The 18668-nt window shown below is 60.3% G+C and carries 8 protein-coding genes; 3 read left to right on the top strand and 5 right to left on the bottom strand.

Annotated features, from left to right (window positions below; genetic code table 11):
• Positions 1-53: 53 nt before the first annotated feature.
• Both ACZZ0D_RS16815 and speB read right to left on the bottom strand, forming a co-directional pair.
• Entirely contained in the window at positions 54-476 is a 423-nt protein-coding gene (locus ACZZ0D_RS16815; RefSeq protein WP_053118199.1) for a YybH family protein, read from the bottom strand.
• Positions 477-486: 10 nt separating this feature from the next.
• Positions 487-1437 (bottom strand): agmatinase, encoded by a 951-nt coding sequence (speB, locus tag ACZZ0D_RS16810; RefSeq protein ID WP_008086245.1) that lies wholly within the window; start codon positions 1435-1437, stop codon positions 487-489.
• 303 nt (positions 1438-1740) lie between these two features.
• On the opposite strand from speB, the gene ACZZ0D_RS16805 reads away from it, so the two are divergent.
• Positions 1741-2634 carry a LysR family transcriptional regulator gene (locus tag ACZZ0D_RS16805; protein ID WP_053118206.1) on the top strand — a complete coding sequence of 298 codons (894 nt, stop codon included), beginning with the start codon at positions 1741-1743 and terminating at the stop codon, positions 2632-2634.
• Positions 2635-2639: 5 nt separating this feature from the next.
• Entirely contained in the window at positions 2640-3236 is a 597-nt protein-coding gene (locus ACZZ0D_RS16800) for a tRNA-uridine aminocarboxypropyltransferase (protein WP_463553823.1), read from the top strand.
• A 123-nt stretch (positions 3237-3359) separates the two neighbouring features.
• Here ACZZ0D_RS16800 and ACZZ0D_RS16795 read toward each other — a convergent pair whose 3' ends face one another.
• From ACZZ0D_RS16795 to ACZZ0D_RS16785, 3 genes are all read right to left on the bottom strand, one after another.
• Complete coding sequence (locus ACZZ0D_RS16795; protein WP_463553822.1) at positions 3360-4721, bottom strand: HlyD family type I secretion periplasmic adaptor subunit; 1362 nt, start codon at positions 4719-4721, stop codon at positions 3360-3362.
• A 257-nt stretch (positions 4722-4978) separates the two neighbouring features.
• Complete coding sequence (locus ACZZ0D_RS16790) at positions 4979-7138, bottom strand: type I secretion system permease/ATPase (protein ID WP_400649080.1); 2160 nt, start codon at positions 7136-7138, stop codon at positions 4979-4981.
• A gap of 183 nt (positions 7139-7321) precedes the next feature.
• Positions 7322-8680, bottom strand: a complete 1359-nt coding sequence (locus tag ACZZ0D_RS16785; RefSeq protein WP_159814644.1) for a TolC family outer membrane protein — start codon at positions 8678-8680, stop codon at positions 7322-7324.
• A 531-nt stretch (positions 8681-9211) separates the two neighbouring features.
• Here ACZZ0D_RS16785 and ACZZ0D_RS16780 point away from each other — a divergent pair.
• Entirely contained in the window at positions 9212-18628 is a 9417-nt protein-coding gene (locus ACZZ0D_RS16780) for a retention module-containing protein (RefSeq protein ID WP_463553821.1), read from the top strand.
• The last annotated feature ends 40 nt before the right edge of the window (positions 18629-18668 follow it).

Here is an 18668-nt window from a genome sequence, read left to right as displayed (position 1 = left end):
TCTGCTCCGATCACAAAGGCGCGCTCATCGTTCGTGAGCGTCACCTGTTTTGGCTAAGGGGATGGCAGCCCTTCCGGCATCGCGGACAAATGTTCGTGGCAGGCCAGCCAATGGCCTTGTTGTTCTAGGCTTGACGCTTGTTTCTTGAAAACAATCGTCTCGCGCTCCTGGCTGAAGTGTTGCTCCCCTTGCATGCGCAGCTCGGTGGCCACGTCATGGATGAAAATCGCCACGTCACCTTGCAGGCTGACGAAGGCGTTGCTCGAGGTGCACGCAAGCACCTCGAAGCCATCCTCGGCCCGCCAGCTGTCCCACAAGGCCTGATAGGCATCGCGCGACAGCAGTGGCTGTTCGAGGGTGTAGAAGACGAAACTTGCATCGGCGCTGAACGCGCCGAAGTAAGCCTCGCGATCGTTACGGGCAAATGCAGCCACCAGCTCGGCGGCCGCTTGCAGAACCTGATCACGTTCGTTCATGACGCAACCCTCAGCGGTGAACCACGCCAGGCAGTACGCAGAGCATTTCGTACAGCAGGTTGGCGGCCAGCAGCGAGGTGTTGCCGGTGGTGTCGTAAGCGGGCGAGACTTCTACCAGATCGCAACCGATCAAGTCGAGGCCTTGGCAGCCGCGAACGATTTCAATCGCCTGAATGGTCGTTAGACCACCGATTTCCGGGGTGCCGGTGCCAGGCGCCCAGGCCGGATCGATGCCGTCGATGTCGAAGCTGAGGTACACCGGGCCGCCGCCGACTTTCTCGCGCACTTCGGCCATCAGCGGTGCCAGCGACTTGTGCCAGCACTCTTCGGCTTGTACGACGCGGAAACCCTGATCGCGGCTCCAGTTGAAGTCGTCAGCGGTGTAACCCTGAGCGCGCAGACCGATCTGCACGACGCGATCGCAATCGAGCAGACCTTCTTCAACCGCGCGGCGGAAGGTGGTGCCGTGGGCGATTTTCTCGCCGAACATGTGATCGTTGACGTCCGCGTGGGCATCGATGTGCACCAGACCGACCTTGCCGTGCTTCTTATGAATCGCACGCAGGATCGGCAGGGTGATGGTGTGGTCGCCACCCAGGGTCATCGGGATCACGTTGTGCTCGAGGATGTTGTCGTAGGCTTCTTCGATGATGCGCACGGCGTCGAGCAGGTTGAAGGTGTTGATCGCCACGTCGCCGATGTCGGCCACGGCCAGCGAGTCGAACGGCGCAGCGCCGGTCGCCATGTTGTAAGGGCGGATCATCACCGATTCGGTGCGGATATCGCGCGGCCCGAAGCGGGTGCCGGGGCGCAGCGAAGTACCGATGTCCAGTGGCACGCCTACGAAGGCAGCGTCCAGGCCGGCAGCGGTCGGTACATGGGGGAGTCGGAGCATGGTGGCGATGCCGCCGAAGCGCGGCATTTCGTTGCCGCCCAGTGGTTGGTGAAGAATCTTGTCCACGGGTAGGGCCTCATCGTCTTTGTTTTATTTATATCGGCGCGCCGTTGAGCACAGGTTCGGACGCCGCTGTGGGGCCGATGATGCGAAATGTAGTGAGGGGAAAGAATCGCTACGGGCAAATACTTAGTTCAGATTTTTCTAAACTAATGGCGAGGCCCGGGATAGACTCGTTACCTGGTTAAATATCCCTGTAGGAGCTGCCGAAGGCTGCGATCTTTTGATCTTGACCCTGAAAACAAAGATCAAAAGATCGCAGCCTTCGGCAGCTCCTACAGGGGAAAAGTCCGATGTTTGGAGAGCCGCATGGCCAACGCTTTACCCGACCTGAAACTATTGCGCATCTTCGTCAGCGTCGTGCGCCATCAGGGTTTCGCCAATGCGCAGCAGGAACTCAACCTGTCGACCTCGGCGATCAGCACCTACATGAGCCAGCTCGAAGCCGCGCTCGGTCTGGTGCTGTGCCATCGCGGGCGCGGCGGGTTCAGCCTGACCAGCAAGGGTGAGCTGTTCCATCAGGAAACCCTGCGCCTGCTCGCCGAACTCGAAGGGTTCGAGCAATACGCCGCCGCGCTCAAGGGCGAATTGCGCGGCACGCTTAACCTCGGCGTGATCGACTCCACGGTCAGCGACAAGGCCTTGCCGTTCGCCGAAGCCATCGGCGGCTACAGTCAGGAACACCCGGCGGTGCATTTGCACTTATCGGTGATGAGCCCGTACGAACTGCAACTCGGCGTGCAGGACAATCGCCTCGACCTGGCCATCGGCGCGTTCTCCACACGGATGAGCGGTCTGGTCTATATGCCGCTGTACCGCGAACAGCACTGGTTGTATTGCAGCAGCCGCCATCCTTTGTTCAACGAGCGGCGCATCCCCGAGCAAGTCATCACTCAGCAGCGCATGGTCGGTCGTGGTTACTGGAGTCAGGCGGAACTGGCGCGTCACGGTTTCAAGCACAGCGCAGCGACCGTGGAAAGTATGGAGGCGCAGCTGATTCTGGTGCTGTCCGGCGCCTACATTGGTTACTTGCCGGAGCACTACGCGCAGGCGTGGGCCGACAAAGGGGATTTGCGGGTTCTGCTGCCGGCGACGTTCGGTTATCAGGCGCCGTTCTCGATGATCATGCGTCGCGGTCGTAGCCGTGAGCCGCTGATCCAGACCTTCCGCGATTTGCTCAAAGCACAGCTCAATCAGGCCTAACAACGATGCCCAGACCACAATGCCCGCGCTGCCTGCGCCCACAAACCCATTGTCTGTGCCCGCTGATCCCCAGCCTCGACAGCCGCACGCGGGTGTTGCTGTTGCAGCATCCGAGCGAGGTCAATCATGCGTTGAACACCGCGCGATTGGCGGCGCTGGGGTTGAGCAATGCCGCGTTGATTGTCGGCGAGGTTTTTGAGGATTTGCCGACGTTGCTTAATCAGCCGGGGTATCGGGCGCGGTTGTTGTTTCCCGCCGATGATGCGCAGCCGATGCAGGCTTACGCTGAGTCGGATGAGCCGTTGTTGCTGGTGGTGCCTGATGGAACGTGGCGTAAAGCGCGCAAGATGCTGCACCTCAATCCACTGCTGGCGGCGTTGCCACGGGTGACGCTGGCCGAGGGCGGGGTGTCGCGCTATCGGTTGCGCAAGGCCCCGGGGCCGGGGGCATTGTCGACGGTTGAGGCGATTGTGCAGGCGTTGCAAACGCTGGAGGCACCGGTTTCGTTTGAGCCGTTGCTCAAGCCGTTTGAAGCGTTGATCGAGGGGCAGATTGCCGCGATGGGGGAGGAGACCTTTCAGCGTAATCATGGCGATAGATAGGCGTTGATTGTGCGGGCCTCTTCGCGAGCAAGCCCGTTCCCACAGGGGGAACGCATTCTCAAATGTGGGAGCGGGCTTGCTCGCGAAAGCGCCAGATCAATCACCACAAAATCCGGATAATCCCTACCGCTCGCGCATCGCCTCAGTCCGCGCCTTCAACACCGGTTTCAACAGGTAATCCAGCACACTTTTCTCGCCGGTAATGATGTCCACCGTCGCAACCATTCCCGGAATAATCAGCAACGGCTTCACATCCCCGCCCAAATGGTTTTTATCGGTGCGCACCTGAATCAAGTAAAAGCTGTTGCCCTTGTCATCGGTAATCGTGTCCGCGCCGATCAACTCAAGCTTGGCGCTCAGCCCGCCGTAAATCGTGTAGTCATAAGCACTGAACTTGACCATCGCCTTCTGCCCCGGATGCAGAAACGCCACATCCTGCGGGCGCACTTTGGCTTCGATCAGCAGGTTGTCCTCCAGCGGCACGATTTCAACCATGTCGCTGCCCGGCTGCACCACGCCGCCGATGGTGTTGACCTTCAATTGCTTGATCACGCCGTGCACCGGTGAAGTCACGGTGGTGCGGGTGACCCGGTCGTCGATGGCGATGCTGGTCGCGGTGATTTTTGACAGGTCGGTGCGCTTCTCATTTAGCTCTTTGGCGGCTTCGGAGCGGAAGGTTTGTTCGGATTCGTCGATCTTGCTGCGGATCTCGGCAATCGCCGATTCAGCACGCGGAATCGCCAGTGTGGTGGCGTTCAGCGAACCTCGGATCTCCACGGCGCTGCGCTTCAATCGCAAGATTTCCACCGGCGACACCGCACCGGTTTTCACCAGTGGTTCGGACATGTTCATTTCTTGCTGCAGCAAGGCCAGACTGGAACTGAACTGGCCCTGCTTGGAACGAAATTCCGCCAGTTCCTGGGTTTTCTGCCGCAGTTGTTCGCTGAGGGTTCGTTGTTCACTGGCCAGTCGGCGCTGGCGTTGGTCATACAGCGAGCGCTCGTCTTCAGCGACTTGCGGCGCTTTGGCGACCACTTCATCGGAGAGTTTGAACGGCCGACCTTCCGCTTCGGCTGACAACCGTTCGACCTGCGCCGTCAGCGCATAACGATCGGCCTCGCTCTCGCCTTTGTTCGAACGGAAGCGCGTGTCATCCAGACGCAGCAGGGTGTCGCCCTTGTTCACCATTTGCCCTTCACGCACGAAGATCTCAGTGACGATGCCGCCCTCAAGGTTCTGGATCACCTGAATCTTGCTCGACGGAATCGCCTTGCCTTCGCCCATGGTCACTTCTTCGAGAACAGCGAATTTGGCCCAGACCACCGCACTGATCATCAGCCCCGCCGCCAGCCACACGGTGATCCGCGACCAGCGCGGCGAATCCTGCAACGCCGCCCCGGCGGTTTCCGGCATGAACTCAGCCTCGGCGCTTTTGCCGAAACTGTCGAAGTAGCCGCGAGCTTTGCTATCTGAAGATGCCGACATGGGGCGATACCCCTCAATTAAGAAACATCAAACTGGATGACCCATTAGTGGCCAGGGGCGCGTATCTGTAACCAGAGAACTCCCTTTGGCCTGAGAATTTCCCAGTGGCCACAGAAAATTCCTGTGGCCAAAAAGGTTTCCTGTGGCGAGGGGATTTATCCCCGTTGGGTTGCGCAGCAACCCCAAAAATTTCATGGGCGCTGCGCACCCAAGCGGGGATAAATCCCCTCGCCACAGGTTTTGTATAAGCCGCGCACTTACACCGCCGCAGAGCCGACGCGGCCCTTGCGCAGTGCTTCGATGACTGCTTCTTTCGGGCCGTCGGCGACGATCCGGCCGTTGTCGAGTACCAGCAGCCGATCCACCAGGCTCAGCATCGAGGTGCGGTGGGTGACCAGCAGCAGGGTTTTGCCTTGCACCCAGCCATGAAGTTTCTGGCGCAGGATATCTTCGCTGCTGTTGTCCATGGCGCTGGTGGGTTCGTCGAGCAGCATGATCGGCGGGTCGAGCAACAGCGAACGTGCGAGCAATACCGCTTGGCGTTGGCCGCCGGAAAGCAATTGCCCGCGCTCACCGACCGGCCGATCAAAACCTTGCGGATGCTGGCGAGCGAGTTCGGTGACGCCGGTCAGCTCAGCCACTTCAAGCATCCGCGAATCGCTGACGTAGCGTGCGCCGAGGGTGAGGTTATCGCGCAGGCTGCCCGCCAGCAGCGGCAGGTCGTGGGCGACATAGCCGATTTGCTGGCGCAGATCCGCGACATCCAGTTGCCGCAGGTCGAGACCGTCGAGCAGCAACTGGCCTTCTTCTGGCTCATAGAAACCCATGACCAATCGCGCCAATGTGCTTTTACCCGAGCCACTGCGACCAATAATGCCAACCCGCTCACCGGCCTTGAGGCTGAAACTGATGTTGCTCAGGGCCGGCGCATTCTGGCCGTTGTAGTGAAAGGTCACGCCGCTGACGTCCAGGGCGCCTTGCAGTTGCGTGCGTTCCAGCGGCCGCTGTTTGCCGTCACGTTCCTGTGGCAACGACATCAGCGCGTCGGTGCTTTTCATGGTCAATTGCGCTTGCTGATAACGGGTGATCAGCCCGGCGATCTGCCCCAGCGGCGCGAGTACGCGGCTGCCGAGCATGTAGCTGGCGACCAGCGCACCAACGCTGAGGTTGCCGGCGATGATGCTGTAAACCCCGGCGACAATCGTCGCCATCCCCGAGAACTGCTGAATGAACAATGTGCCGTTGGTTGCCAGCGCCGAGAGGTTGCGCGCATGGCTGTCGAGGCGGGTGAGGGCGCCGTGGGTGCTTTCCCATTTATGCTGGCGCTCGCTTTCGGCGCTGCAGGCCTTGAGGGTTTCCAGACCGCCGAGTGTTTCGATCAGCACGGCCTGGCGTTCGGCGCCGAGGCTCAAGCTTTTCTGCACGGTGTCGCGCAGACGTACCTGAATCGCCAGGGCGAAGATGATCGTGATCGGAAACGCCAACATCGGAATCACCACCAGCCAGCCGCCGAGGAGGCCTATCACCACCAGCATCAAAACGACGAAGGGCAGGTCGATCAGGCTGGTCAGGGTGACGGCGGTGAGGAATTCACGCAGGCCCTGGAAGTCATGAATGCTCTGCGCAAACCCGCCGATGGTCGCTGGCCGCGCCTTCATCGACATGCCGGTGATGCGTTCAAACAAAGTCGCGGAAAGGATCACATCGGTTTTCTTGCCGGCGGTGTCGAGCAAGTGCGCACGCACCACCCGCAGCACCAGTTCGAAACCGGTGCCGATCAACAGGCCGATCGACAACACCCACAAGGTCGACGTCGCTTGGTTTGGCACCACGCGGTCGTAGGTCTGCATGACGAACAGCGGCACCATCAGGCCCAGCAGGTTGATCAGGAAACTGGCGAGAATCGCGTCGCCGTATAGCCATTTCGACAGCTTCAGCGTGTCGCGAAACCACGCATGCACGCGCGGCACCAGCGGCGAGCGCAGGTCTTCGAGTTCGTGCCGCGGCCGGGCGAACAAGGCCTGGCCGCTGTAGTGTTCGGTGAGTTCTTCACGGCTGACCCATTGCTCGCCGCCATCGGCTTCGCTGGGCAGAATCAGCGCTTTGCCGTCATCGCCGAAGCGCCGCAACACGGCGGTGCGGCCGTCGTTGAGTAACAACAGAATTGGCAGGTTCAGTGGTGAAATATCTTTCAGTTCACGGCGCAACATCCGCGCCTGCAACCCCGCACGAGCAGCAGCGCGCGGCAGCAAATCCAGGCTCAGACGTTGTTTGTTCAGCGGCAGCCCGGCACTCAGGCTGGCGCGACTGACCGTCGCGCCGTGCAGTTTGCAGAGAATCAACAGACCGTCGAGTAACGGATCATCGAAGCTCAGCCGCGGATCGACCCCAGAGTTGCCGGGTTCCATGCTGGTCATATTGATCGCTCCTTTGAACTGGCTCGGACACCCACATCAACCCTGCTGCATGATCGTTCCCACGCTCTGCGTGGGAATGAAGCCCGTGACGCTCCGCGTCACTGGACGCAGAGCGTCCCTAGAGGCATTCCCACGCAGAGCGTGGGAACGATCATGCAGCCTTCGGCAGCTCCTACAGAGGGGTTATTTCAGCTCGGGGAGGCGGGCTTCGTTTTTCACTTCGCTGGAGGCGATCGCATCGGCGGGCAGCACCACCCGTTGTTTGCTCAGCAACTGGCCCATGTTCGCTAGCACGCGGTACATCGAATATTCCTCGGTGTAGCGAATTTCGGTGTAACGACGGTTGGCGTTGTAGAGCTCGTTTTCACTGTCGAGCAAGTCAAGCAGGGTACGTTGGCCGAGGCCGAACTGATCCTGATAGGCGGCGCGTACACGCTTGGTGGTTTCCGCGTATTCGCGGGCGGTCGGGGTCTGTTTCTTCGCGTTGAGCATGGCGTTCCAGGCCAGGTGAATGTTCTCGTTGAGCTGACGCAGGGCGTTGTTGCGGATGTCCATTGCCTGGTTGATCTGGTGCGCATCGGAGGCCAGTCGCGCCTTGTCGCTGCCGCCACGGAACAGGTTGTAGTTCATGATCACGCCGACACGCCATTCGTTGTCGTGACCTTCATCGCCCTGCACGTTGTTGTTCGCGCCCACCGCTGCTTCAGCGTCGAAGCGTGGGTAGAACGGCGACTTGGCGACTTCGTATTGGCTCTCGGCCGATTGCACGTCGGCCTGCGCCGATTTCAGGTACGGGTTGTTTTCGACCATGCTCTGCTGGGCTTCCGGCAGGGTGGTCGGCAACTCGCCACGGGTCGTGGCCGGGGCTTCCAGTTCATCAGGCATGCGCCCGACGACGCTGAAGAAGTTCGACTCGGCATCCGCCAGATCCACTTCCGCGGTGTCGAGGTTGTTTTGCGCCAGCGCTTTACGCGCCACCGATTGATCGGAGTCGGCAGTGCTGCCGATGCCACGCTCGGTGCGCAGGCCAATCTGATCGTTGACGCGCAAGTGCGCTTGCAGGTTATTCGTGGCCAGGGTCACCAGTTCGCGGCGCTTGAGCACTTCGAGGTAGACCTCGATGGTGCGCAGGGCCAGATCCTGAGCGGTGCCTTGCGCGTAATAGGCGCGCGAATTGGACACGCCTTTGGTGCGCTCAACCTCGTTGGCGGTGTTGAAACCGTCGAACAGCATTTGCCGCAAACGCAGCTCGGACTGGGTGTAGTTGAGAATTCGCGTGTCGTGGTTACCGAAGGCGCGGGTGTTGGTGTTGTCGCTGTAGCCGCGACCGTAAGCGGCGTTCAAATCGACGGACGGATAGAAGCCGCCCTTGGCGACTTTGATCTGTTCATCAGCCGACAGGCGTGCGTCCACGCGCGAAGCGAGTTCCGGGTGGGTGGCGATGGTGCTTTGGATCGCCTCGGTGAGGTTCATGGCCTGGGCTTGGGATGTGCAAGCCATGGCCAGCAAAACCGCGCTGCAGAGGGGGGTTAAAACGCGCATGGGTGCATCTCCCTGAGTCCTGATGGTGTGTTACTGTCGCCAAAAATTTGACGATATTTTTAGTGGAAAGCGTTTCACTCTTGTAACAACAGAGCTAAGAACATAATGAAGCGTAGCTAAGAAAAAATTTTCATAAGGCTTATTCCGAAAAAAACTTATGCGGTTTGTAAAAACCGGCACATTGTTCAGCTCGAAAGCCTTTGTTTTCTGCGCGCTAGGGAGCGCAAAAAGGCTTGAGGAAAGTTCCATTCACTTTGCGACATACGGCGAAGTACTGCTGAAGGGGAGGGACGCGTAGCGGCTGGCGAGTGACAGATTTTTGTCACTCGGGTGATTCATCAGCGTTACGTAGCGCTCGTGGGTTTGCTGCATTGATCAGGTTTTTCAAGTGCTTGATAGCACTGATTTTTCCTGAACGGCGCAACCTGCGAACGAACTGTCGAAGGCGCGAGCGTCGCCACGGCAACCCGATTGAGCCATGGGCTACTTCGTTAACCAGTGCCGACAGTGGTCGGCAGCGGAGGAATTCACATGGCAACGCTCATCGGTACCGTCACTAAAGTCATTGGTCAGGTTTTCGCACAGGCAGCGGACGGCACAAAACGCGCCTTGGTCGAAGGCGATCGGCTGTTTGCCGGCGATCAATTGATCACCGGGGCCGAAGGCGCCGTTGCCGTTCATCTGCAAAATGGCAAAGAGCTAACCCTTGGGCGCGGCAGCAGCATGACCCTGTCCGGGCAACTGCTCGCCGATCAAGCCGCGCACGTGAACGCGGCCGAGGCGGTGACGCCGAGCGAAGCGCAACTGACCGACGTTGAGCAAATCCAGAAAGCCATCGCCGCCGGTGATGACCCGTCGAAAACCGCTGAAGCCACTGCCGCCGGGCCAAACGCCCCGGGTGGCGCGCCGGGTGAAGCGGGCGGTGGTCACAGTTTTGTCTTGCTGACGGAAGTCGGCGGGCGGGTTGATCCGATCATCGGTTTCCCCACCGCCGGGTTCGGCGGCATCCCTGAATTCCCTGAAGAACGCCACAACGTGGTCATCGACAACGGCGACGACACGCCAGTGATCGTGCCGCCACCGGTCAACAATCTGGTGACCCTCAACGGCCTGTCCGTGCCGGGTGGCGAGCTGAACCTCAACGAAGCCAATCTGCCCGACGGCTCGGCCGCCAATCCGGCAGCGCTGACCCAAAGTGGCAGCTTCACCGTTAACGCGCCGGACGGTTTGACCAGCCTCAGCGTTGGTGGCATCAGCCTGGTCAACGGTGGTGTGGCGGTCGGTTTCCCGCAGTCGATCACCACGCAATTGGGCAACACCCTGACCATTACCGGCTACAACCCGAGCACCGGTGTCGTCACTTACAGCTACACCCTCAACGGCAACGACACCCACGCGGCGGGCGACGGCGCGAACAACCTCAGTGAACAATTCACCGTGGTTGCCGGCGACAGCAATGGCGATACCGCGACCGGTACGCTCGACGTCAACATCACCGACGACGTGCCGCGCGCGGTGGATGACAGCAACAGCTCAACCGCTTCGGAAACCTTGCTGACGCTGACCGGCAATGTGCTGACCAACGATGTGCAAGGCGCTGACCGCGTGGCCACCGGCCCGGTGACGCCGGGCACGTTCACCGGCACTTACGGCACCCTGGTGCTGAACGCCAACGGCACTTACACCTACACGCTGAATACCAGCGATGCCGATTTCAAAGCGCTGCACGGCGGTGGCAACGGCACCGAAACCTTCGCCTACACCCTCACCGATTCCGACGGCGATAGCAGCACCGCGAATCTGGTTTTGCAGATCCACAACAACGACGACCCGGTGACCCTCGGCGGTTTGAATATTGTGGGCGGCGAGCTGACAGTTTTCGAGAAGAACCTGGCCTTGGGCAGTTCACCTGATTCGGCAGCGCTGACGCAAAATGGCAGCTTCACCGTTACTGCTCTCGATGGCGTCACCACGCTGACCGTCGGCGGTATTGCTGTGGTCACCAACGGTGTCGCGGCTGGTTTTCCGCAATCGGTGACGACGCCGCTGGGCAGCACGTTGACCATTACCGGGTTCAACGCGGCGACAGGTGTGGTCAGTTACAGCTACACGCTGGTCGATAACGAAACGCATCCGAACGCCAATGGCGCGAACACTCTGCCAGAGCAATTCGCCGTCACCGTCGTCGATGACAACGGCACCACTGCCAATGCCACGCTCGATGTGAACATCATCGACGACCTGCCAAAAGCGGTGGATGACAGCAATACCGGCACCGCCTCGGAGACCAATCTCAGCCTCACTGGCAACGTGTTGACCAACGATGTGCAGGGCGCCGACCGCGTGGCCACTGGCGAGACTGCCGGGCCGATCACCGCCGGTACGTTTGCGGGGACTTACGGGACTTTGGTGCTGAACGCCAACGGCACTTACACCTACACGCTGAACACCAGCGATGCGGATTTCAAAGCCCTGCACGGTGGCGGTAACGGCACCGAGACGTTCACCTACACCATCACCGATTCCGACGGCGACACCAGCACCGCGAACCTCGTCTTGCAGATCCATAACAACGATGATCCAGTGGTAATCGGTGGTCTGGATGTTAACGGCGGCGAACTCACCGTTTACGAGAAAAACCTCAGCGACGGCAGCGCACCAGACTCCGGTGCACTGACTCAAAGCGGCACGTTCAACATCACTGCGCTGGACGGCGTGACCACGTTGACCGTTGGCGGCATCGCCGTCGTCACCAACGGCGTAGCAGCAGGCTTCCCGCAATCAATCACCACCCCATTGGGCAGCACACTGACGATCACCGGTTTCAACGAAACCACCGGCGTCGTCAGCTACAGCTACACCCTGGTCGATAACGAAGCGCACGCAACCGCTAACGGCGCAAACAATCTGCCAGAGCAGTTCGCCGTCACCGTCGTCGATGACAACGGCACCACCGCCAATGCGACTCTTGATGTAAACATCGTCGATGACTTGCCAAAAGGCGTGGATGACTCGAACGCAGGTACCGCCTCGGAAACCAATCTGTCGCTCACTGGCAACGTGTTGACCAACGATGTGCAGGGCGCCGACCGTGTGGTCGTTGGCGAGAATGCCGGGCCAATCACCGCCGGTACTTTCGCGGGGACTTACGGCACATTGGTGCTCAACGCCAACGGCACTTACACCTACACCCTCAACACCACTGACGCCGATTTCAAAGCGCTGCACGGTGGCGGCAACGGGACAGAAACCTTCACCTACACCATCACCGATTCCGACGGCGATACCAGCACCGCGAACCTCGTCTTGCAGATCCACAACAACGACGATCCGGTGATCATCAACGGCCTCAACGTCAACGGCGGCGAACTCACCGTTTACGAGAAAAACCTCAGCGACGGCAGCGCACCAGACTCCGGCGCACTGACCCAAAGCGGCACCTTCAACATCACCGCACTCGATGGCGTCACCACGTTGACCGTTGGCGGCATCGCCGTGGTGACGAATGGCGTAGCAGCAGGCTTCCCGCAATCAATCACCACGCCATTGGGCAGCACGCTCACGATCACCGGTTTCAATGAAACCACCGGCGTCGTCAGCTACAGCTACACCCTGGTCGATAACGAAGCGCACCCAACCGCTAACGGCGCGAATACGCTGCCAGAACAGTTCGCCGTCACCGTCGTCGATGACAACGGCACCACCGCCAATGCGACCCTCGATGTAAACATTATCGACGACCTGCCAAAAGGCGTGGACGACAGCAACGCCGGCACCGCCTCAGAAACCCTGCTGAGCCTGTCCGGCAACGTCCTGACCAACGACGTACAAGGCGCCGATCGCGTACCTACCGGCCCGAATGCCGGCCCAATCACCGCCGGTACGTTCTCCGGGACTTACGGCACATTGGTGCTCAACGCCAACGGCACTTACACCTACACCCTCAACACCACTGATGCTGATTTCAAAGCGTTGCATGGCGGCGGTGACGGCACCGAAACCTTCACCTACACCATTACCGATTCGGACGGCGATACCAGCACCGCAAACCTCGTCTTGCAGATCCACAACAACGACGATCCGGTGGTTATCAACGGTCTCAACGTCAACGGTGGCGAACTCACCGTTTACGAGAAAAACCTCAGCGACGGCAGTGCTCCAGACTCCGGTGCATTGACTCAAAGCGGCACGTTCAACATCACTGCGCTGGACGGCGTCACCACCCTGACCGTGGGCGGCATCGCTGTCGTCACTAACGGCGTAGCCGCAGGTTTCCCGCAATCAATCACCACCCCATTGGGCAGCACACTGACCATCACCGGTTTCAATGAAACCACCGGCGTCGTCAGCTACAGCTACACCCTGGTCGATAACGAAGCGCACCCAACCGCTAACGGCGCAAACAATCTGCCTGAGCAGTTCGCCGTCACTGTTGTGGATGACAACGGCACCACCGCCAATGCCACCCTCGATGTGAATATCATCGACGACCTGCCAAAAGGTGTGAACGACAGCAACGCCGGCACCGCGTCAGAAACCAATCTCAGCCTCACCGGCAACGTCCTGACCAACGACGTACAAGGCGCCGATCGCGTACCTACCGGCCCGAATGCCGGCCCAATCACCGCCGGTACTTTCTCCGGGACTTACGGCACATTGGTGCTCAACGCCAACGGCACGTACACCTACACGCTGAACACCACCGACGCCGATTTCAAAGCGCTGCACGGTGGCGGCAACGGGACAGAAACCTTCACCTACACCATCACCGACTCCGACGGCGATACCAGCACCGCGAACCTCGTCTTGCAGATCCACAACAACGACGATCCGGTGATCATCAATGGTCTCAACGTGAATGGCGGCGAACTCACCGTTTACGAAAAAAACCTCAGCGACGGCAGCGCACCAGACTCCGGCGCACTGACCCAAAGCGGCACCTTCAACATCACTGCGCTGGACGGCGTCACCACGCTGACCGTCGGCGGCATTGCTGTCGTCACTAACGGCGTGGCCGCTGGTTTCCCGCAATCAATCACCACCCCATTGGGCAGCACACTGACCATCACCGGTTTCAACGAAACCACCGGCGTCGTCAGCTACAGCTACACCCTGGTCGATAACGAAGCGCACGCAACCGCTAACGGCGCAAACAATCTGCCAGAGCAGTTCGCGGTCACCGTCGTCGATGACAACGGCACCACCGCCAATGCCACCCTCGATGTGAATATCATCGACGACCTGCCAAAAGGTGTGAACGACAGCAACGCCGGCACCGCGTCAGAAACCAATCTCAGCCTCACCGGCAACGTCCTGACCAACGACGTACAAGGCGCCGATCGCGTACCTACCGGCCCGAATGCCGGCCCAATCACCGCCGGTACTTTCTCCGGGACTTACGGCACATTGGTGCTCAACGCCAACGGCACCTACACCTACACGCTGAACACCACCGACGCCGATTTCAAAGCGCTGCACGGTGGCGGCAACGGGACAGAAACCTTCACCTACACCATTACCGATTCGGACGGCGATACCAGCACCGCAAACCTCGTCTTGCAGATCCACAACAACGACGATCCGGTGGTTATCAACGGTCTCAACGTCAACGGTGGCGAACTCACCGTTTACGAGAAAAACCTCAGCGACGGCAGTGCTCCAGACTCCGGTGCATTGACTCAAAGCGGCACGTTCAACATCACTGCGCTGGACGGCGTCACCACCCTGACCGTGGGCGGCATCGCTGTCGTCACTAACGGCGTAGCCGCAGGTTTCCCGCAATCAATCACCACCCCATTGGGCAGCACACTGACCATCACCGGTTTCAATGAAACCACCGGCGTCGTCAGCTACAGCTACACCCTGGTCGATAACGAAGCGCACCCAACCGCTAACGGCGCAAACAATCTGCCTGAGCAGTTCGCCGTCACTGTTGTGGATGACAACGGCACCACCGCCAATGCCACCCTCGATGTGAATATCATCGACGACCTGCCAAAAGGTGTGAACGACAGCAACGCCGGCACCGCGTCAGAAACCAATCTCAGCCTCACCGGCAACGTCCTGACCAACGACGTACAAGGCGCCGATCGCGTACCTACCGGCCCGAATGCCGGCCCAATCACCGCCGGTACTTTTACCGGTACTTACGGCACATTGGTGCTCAACGCCAACGGCACTTACACCTACACCCTGAACACCAACGACGCCGACTTCAAAGCGCTGCACGGCAATGGCAACGGCACTGAAACATTCACCTACACCATCACCGATTCCGACGGTGACGCCAGCACCGCCAACCTGGTGCTGAACATCCACAACAACGACGATCCGGTGATTCTCAACGGCCTCGACGTCAACGGTGGCGAACTCACTGTCTACGAGAAAAACCTCAGCGACGGCAGCAGCCCGAACACAGCGCTGCTGACCCAAAGCGGCACCTTCACCGTGACCGCACTGGACGGTTTGCAAACCCTCACCGTCGGCGGCATTGCTGTGGTCACCGGCGGTGTGGCCGCAGGCTTCCCGCAATCGATTACCACGCCGTTGGGCAGCACGCTCACGATCACTGGTTTCAACGAAACCACCGGTGTCGTCAGTTACAGCTACACCCTGGTCGATAACGAGGCACACCCAACCGCCAACGGCGCCAACACCCTCACCGAGAACTTCAACGTGGTCGCCACCGACGGCGACGGCAGCACCGCCAACGGCCAGATCAACGTCAACATCATCGATGACCTGCCGACTGCCAAAGCCGACACCGGATCGGTGGCCGAGGGCGGTACCGTCAATATCAGCGTGTTGGGTAACGACGTTACCGGCGCCGATGGTGCAGCGGCGGGCGGCGCCGTGGTCGGCGTGCGCGCCGGCAGCAACACCGGCACCTCGGCCATCGGCGGGCTCAACAGCAACATCAACGGCAACTTCGGTTACCTGACCCTCGATGCAGCGGGCAACGCCATTTATCACAGCAACCCGAACTCGGTGAGCCCTGCGGGCGCGACCGACACCTTCACCTACACCATCCGCGATGGTGACGGCGATGAAAGCACCACGACCATCACCATCAACGTCGCCGACAGCAAACTGATTGCCTCGGTCGATCAGGACGTCACGGTCTACGAAAAAGCCCTCGACCTGACCAAGGATGGCCAGGATCTGGCCGCCGGTACGGTCACCGGTAGCGATCCAACCAACACCGGCGAAACCGCGACGGGCACGCTGGTCGGCGCGGTCACCGGCGGCAGCGGCGCGCTGACTTACACCTTGGTCGGCAGCGCCACTGGCAGCTACGGGCAGATCCAGCTGAATGCCGACGGCACCTACACCTACACGCTGACTTCGGCGCCGAAAACCTCGCCGAACGCCAACGACGGCGCGAATACTCTCAGCGAAAGTTTCACCTACAAAGCCACCGATGCGCTGGGCAACAGCACCACCAGCACCATCGTCGTCAACATCGTCGATGACGTGCCAAAAGCCGTGGCTTCCGATCGTTCGGTGGCGGCGGTGGAGATCGATTCCAACTTGCTGATCGTCCTCGACATCTCCGGCAGTATGGCCGACGCCTCCGGTGTGCCGGGCCTGTCGCGACTGGCGCTGGCCAAGCAGGCGATCAGTGCGCTGCTCGACAAGTACGACGATCTCGGCGACGTCAAAGTGCAACTGGTGACCTTCAGCAGCAGCGCTACCGATCGCACCTCGGTGTGGGTCGATGTCGCCACTGCCAAGTCGATTCTTGCAGGCCTGACCGCGGGCGGCGGTACCAACTACGACGCCGCCGTAGCGACCATGCAGACTGCGTTCAACACCTCGGGCAAACTCACCGGCGCGCAGAATGTCGGCTACTTCTTCTCCGACGGTAAACCGACCACCGGCCAGGAAATCGGCACGGCGGACGAAACCGCGCTGAAAGCCTTCCTCGATGCCAACAACATCCGTAACTACGCGATCGGTCTGGGCAGCGGCGTGAGCAACGCCAACCTCGATCCAGTGGCGTACGACGGCATCACCCACACCAACACCAATGCTGTAGTGGTGACCGATCTCAACCAACTCAACTCGGTGCTTTCGGGTACCGTGGTCGGCGCGCCGGTTACCGGCTCGTTGCTGGGCGAGGGCGGTACGTTCGGTGCGGATGGCGGCTTTATCAAAACCATCGTCGTCGACGGCACCACCTACACCTACGATCCGAAAGCCCTCAGCGGGCAGGGTTCGTTGACGCCGAGCGGCGGCACCAACCACGGCACCTTCAACACCGTGGACAACTCGGTGAGCATCGCCACCAACAATGGCGGCACGCTGGTGGTCAACCTCGACACCGGCGACTACACCTACACCTCGCAGAAAACCACTGCGGTGGTGATCACCGAGAACATCGGCTTCACCGTCAGCGACAACGACGGCGACCTCGCCAGCTCGACACTGACCGTGAAAGTGATCCCCAACGCGCCTCCGGTGGCGGCGGACGATCACGTCATCACCAACGTGCTGTCGAGCAACGTGGTGGTGCCGGGCGAGTTGTTGCTGGCCAACGACACCGATCCGAATGGCGATACACTCAACGCCACCCCAACGACGTTCAATACCGGTTGGGCAGCGAAGGGCGCGGACTTCACCGGCACTGGCGCGATCAGCTTCGCCGGCACGGGCAACAATGCCGCCAACCAAAGCCTGGCCGATGTGCGCAGTTCATTCGCGGCCAACACTGCGGCGATGACCGCCGTGCTGGTGATCAGTGGCTATCTCGGCGCCGTTTCCAACAGCAATGCCAACGACGAAGACCTGATCACCGTCAAACTGAAAGAAGGCGAAACGCTGAATCTGGATCACAACCTGGCGGCCGGTCACATCACCATGGAGTACTCGATCAATGGTGGCGCGTTCACCGCCATTGCTGACGGCGGTACCATCACCGCGAGCGCTGACGGTACCTATCAGATCCACGTGACCAACATCACCAACACCAGTGGCAGCAACACTACGGCGGCGGAAAACTATCAGTTGACCATGACGGTCAACTACGCCGGGGCGCACGACATCACCCCGGACTTCAACGGCACCTACACCGCCAACGACAACCATGGCGGCAGCGACACCGCCAACGTCAGCATCAGCTACCAGGACGGCCACACCCTCACCGGAACCTCCGGCGATGACATCCTCGTCGCAGGCACCGGCAACAACATCATCAACGCCGGCGACGGCAACGATGTGCTCACCGCAGGCTCTGGCAACAATGAAATGCACGGCGGCGCCGGCAACGATTTGCTCTACAGCGGCCCGGGCAATGACCTTCTGGACGGCGGCACCGGCACGGACACGGCAAGCTATGCCCACGCCACCGCCGGCGTCACCGTCAACCTCGGCCTGCTCGGTGCGCAAAATACCCTCGGTGCCGGAACTGACATCCTGACGGGCATCGAAAACCTCGTCGGCTCGAACTTCAACGACACGTTGACCGGTGACAACAATAACAACGTGATCAATGGTGGGCTGGGCAACGACATCCTCAACGGTGGCGGCGGTGACGACCTGCTGATCGGCGGCCTGGGCAACAACACCCTGACCGGCGGAGCAGGGGCCGACACCTTCCAGTACCTCAAGGGCAACAGCGGCCACGACACCATCACCGACTTCACCCCCGGCACCGACAAGCTCGACCTGTCGCAACTGTTGCAAGGTGAAAACGGCACCACGGCGTCGCTCGATGACTACCTGCACTTCACCGTCACCGGCACGGGCGCGTCGGTGCTCACCAGCATCGACGTCAGCGCCATGGCCGGTGCCGCGCCAAACCAGACCATCGACCTGGCCGGCGTCAACCTCGCCAGCCACTACGGTGTAACACCGGGGGCCGGCGGGATGATTGCCAGCGGGCACGACACGGCGACGATCATCACCGGCATGCTCAACGATCATTCGTTGAAGGTCGATACCGTCTGATCTGAGGCTGAAACGACAAAACCCGCGCTCCCGGTTGAAA

This window comes from Pseudomonas sp. AC193 (assembly GCF_979258075.1).
The sequence above is the reverse complement of the archived record's forward strand: the minus strand, read 5'-3'. Positions and strand labels throughout refer to the sequence as shown.

Bases quoted from the DNA above. Each gene is read 5' to 3' on its own strand.
- ACZZ0D_RS16815 (WP_053118199.1), bottom strand. From the start codon at position 476: ATGAACGAACGTGATCAGGTTCTGCAAGCGGCCGCCGAGCTGGTGGCT.
- ACZZ0D_RS16805 (WP_053118206.1), top strand. From the start codon at position 1,741: ATGGCCAACGCTTTACCCGACCTGAAACTATTGCGCATCTTCGTCAGC.
- ACZZ0D_RS16800 (WP_463553823.1), top strand. From the start codon at position 2,640: ATGCCCAGACCACAATGCCCGCGCTGCCTGCGCCCACAAACCCATTGT.
- ACZZ0D_RS16795 (WP_463553822.1), bottom strand. From the start codon at position 4,721: ATGTCGGCATCTTCAGATAGCAAAGCTCGCGGCTACTTCGACAGTTTC.
- ACZZ0D_RS16790 (WP_400649080.1), bottom strand. From the start codon at position 7,138: ATGACCAGCATGGAACCCGGCAACTCTGGGGTCGATCCGCGGCTGAGC.
- ACZZ0D_RS16785 (WP_159814644.1), bottom strand. From the start codon at position 8,680: ATGCGCGTTTTAACCCCCCTCTGCAGCGCGGTTTTGCTGGCCATGGCT.
- ACZZ0D_RS16780 (WP_463553821.1), top strand. From the start codon at position 9,212: ATGGCAACGCTCATCGGTACCGTCACTAAAGTCATTGGTCAGGTTTTC.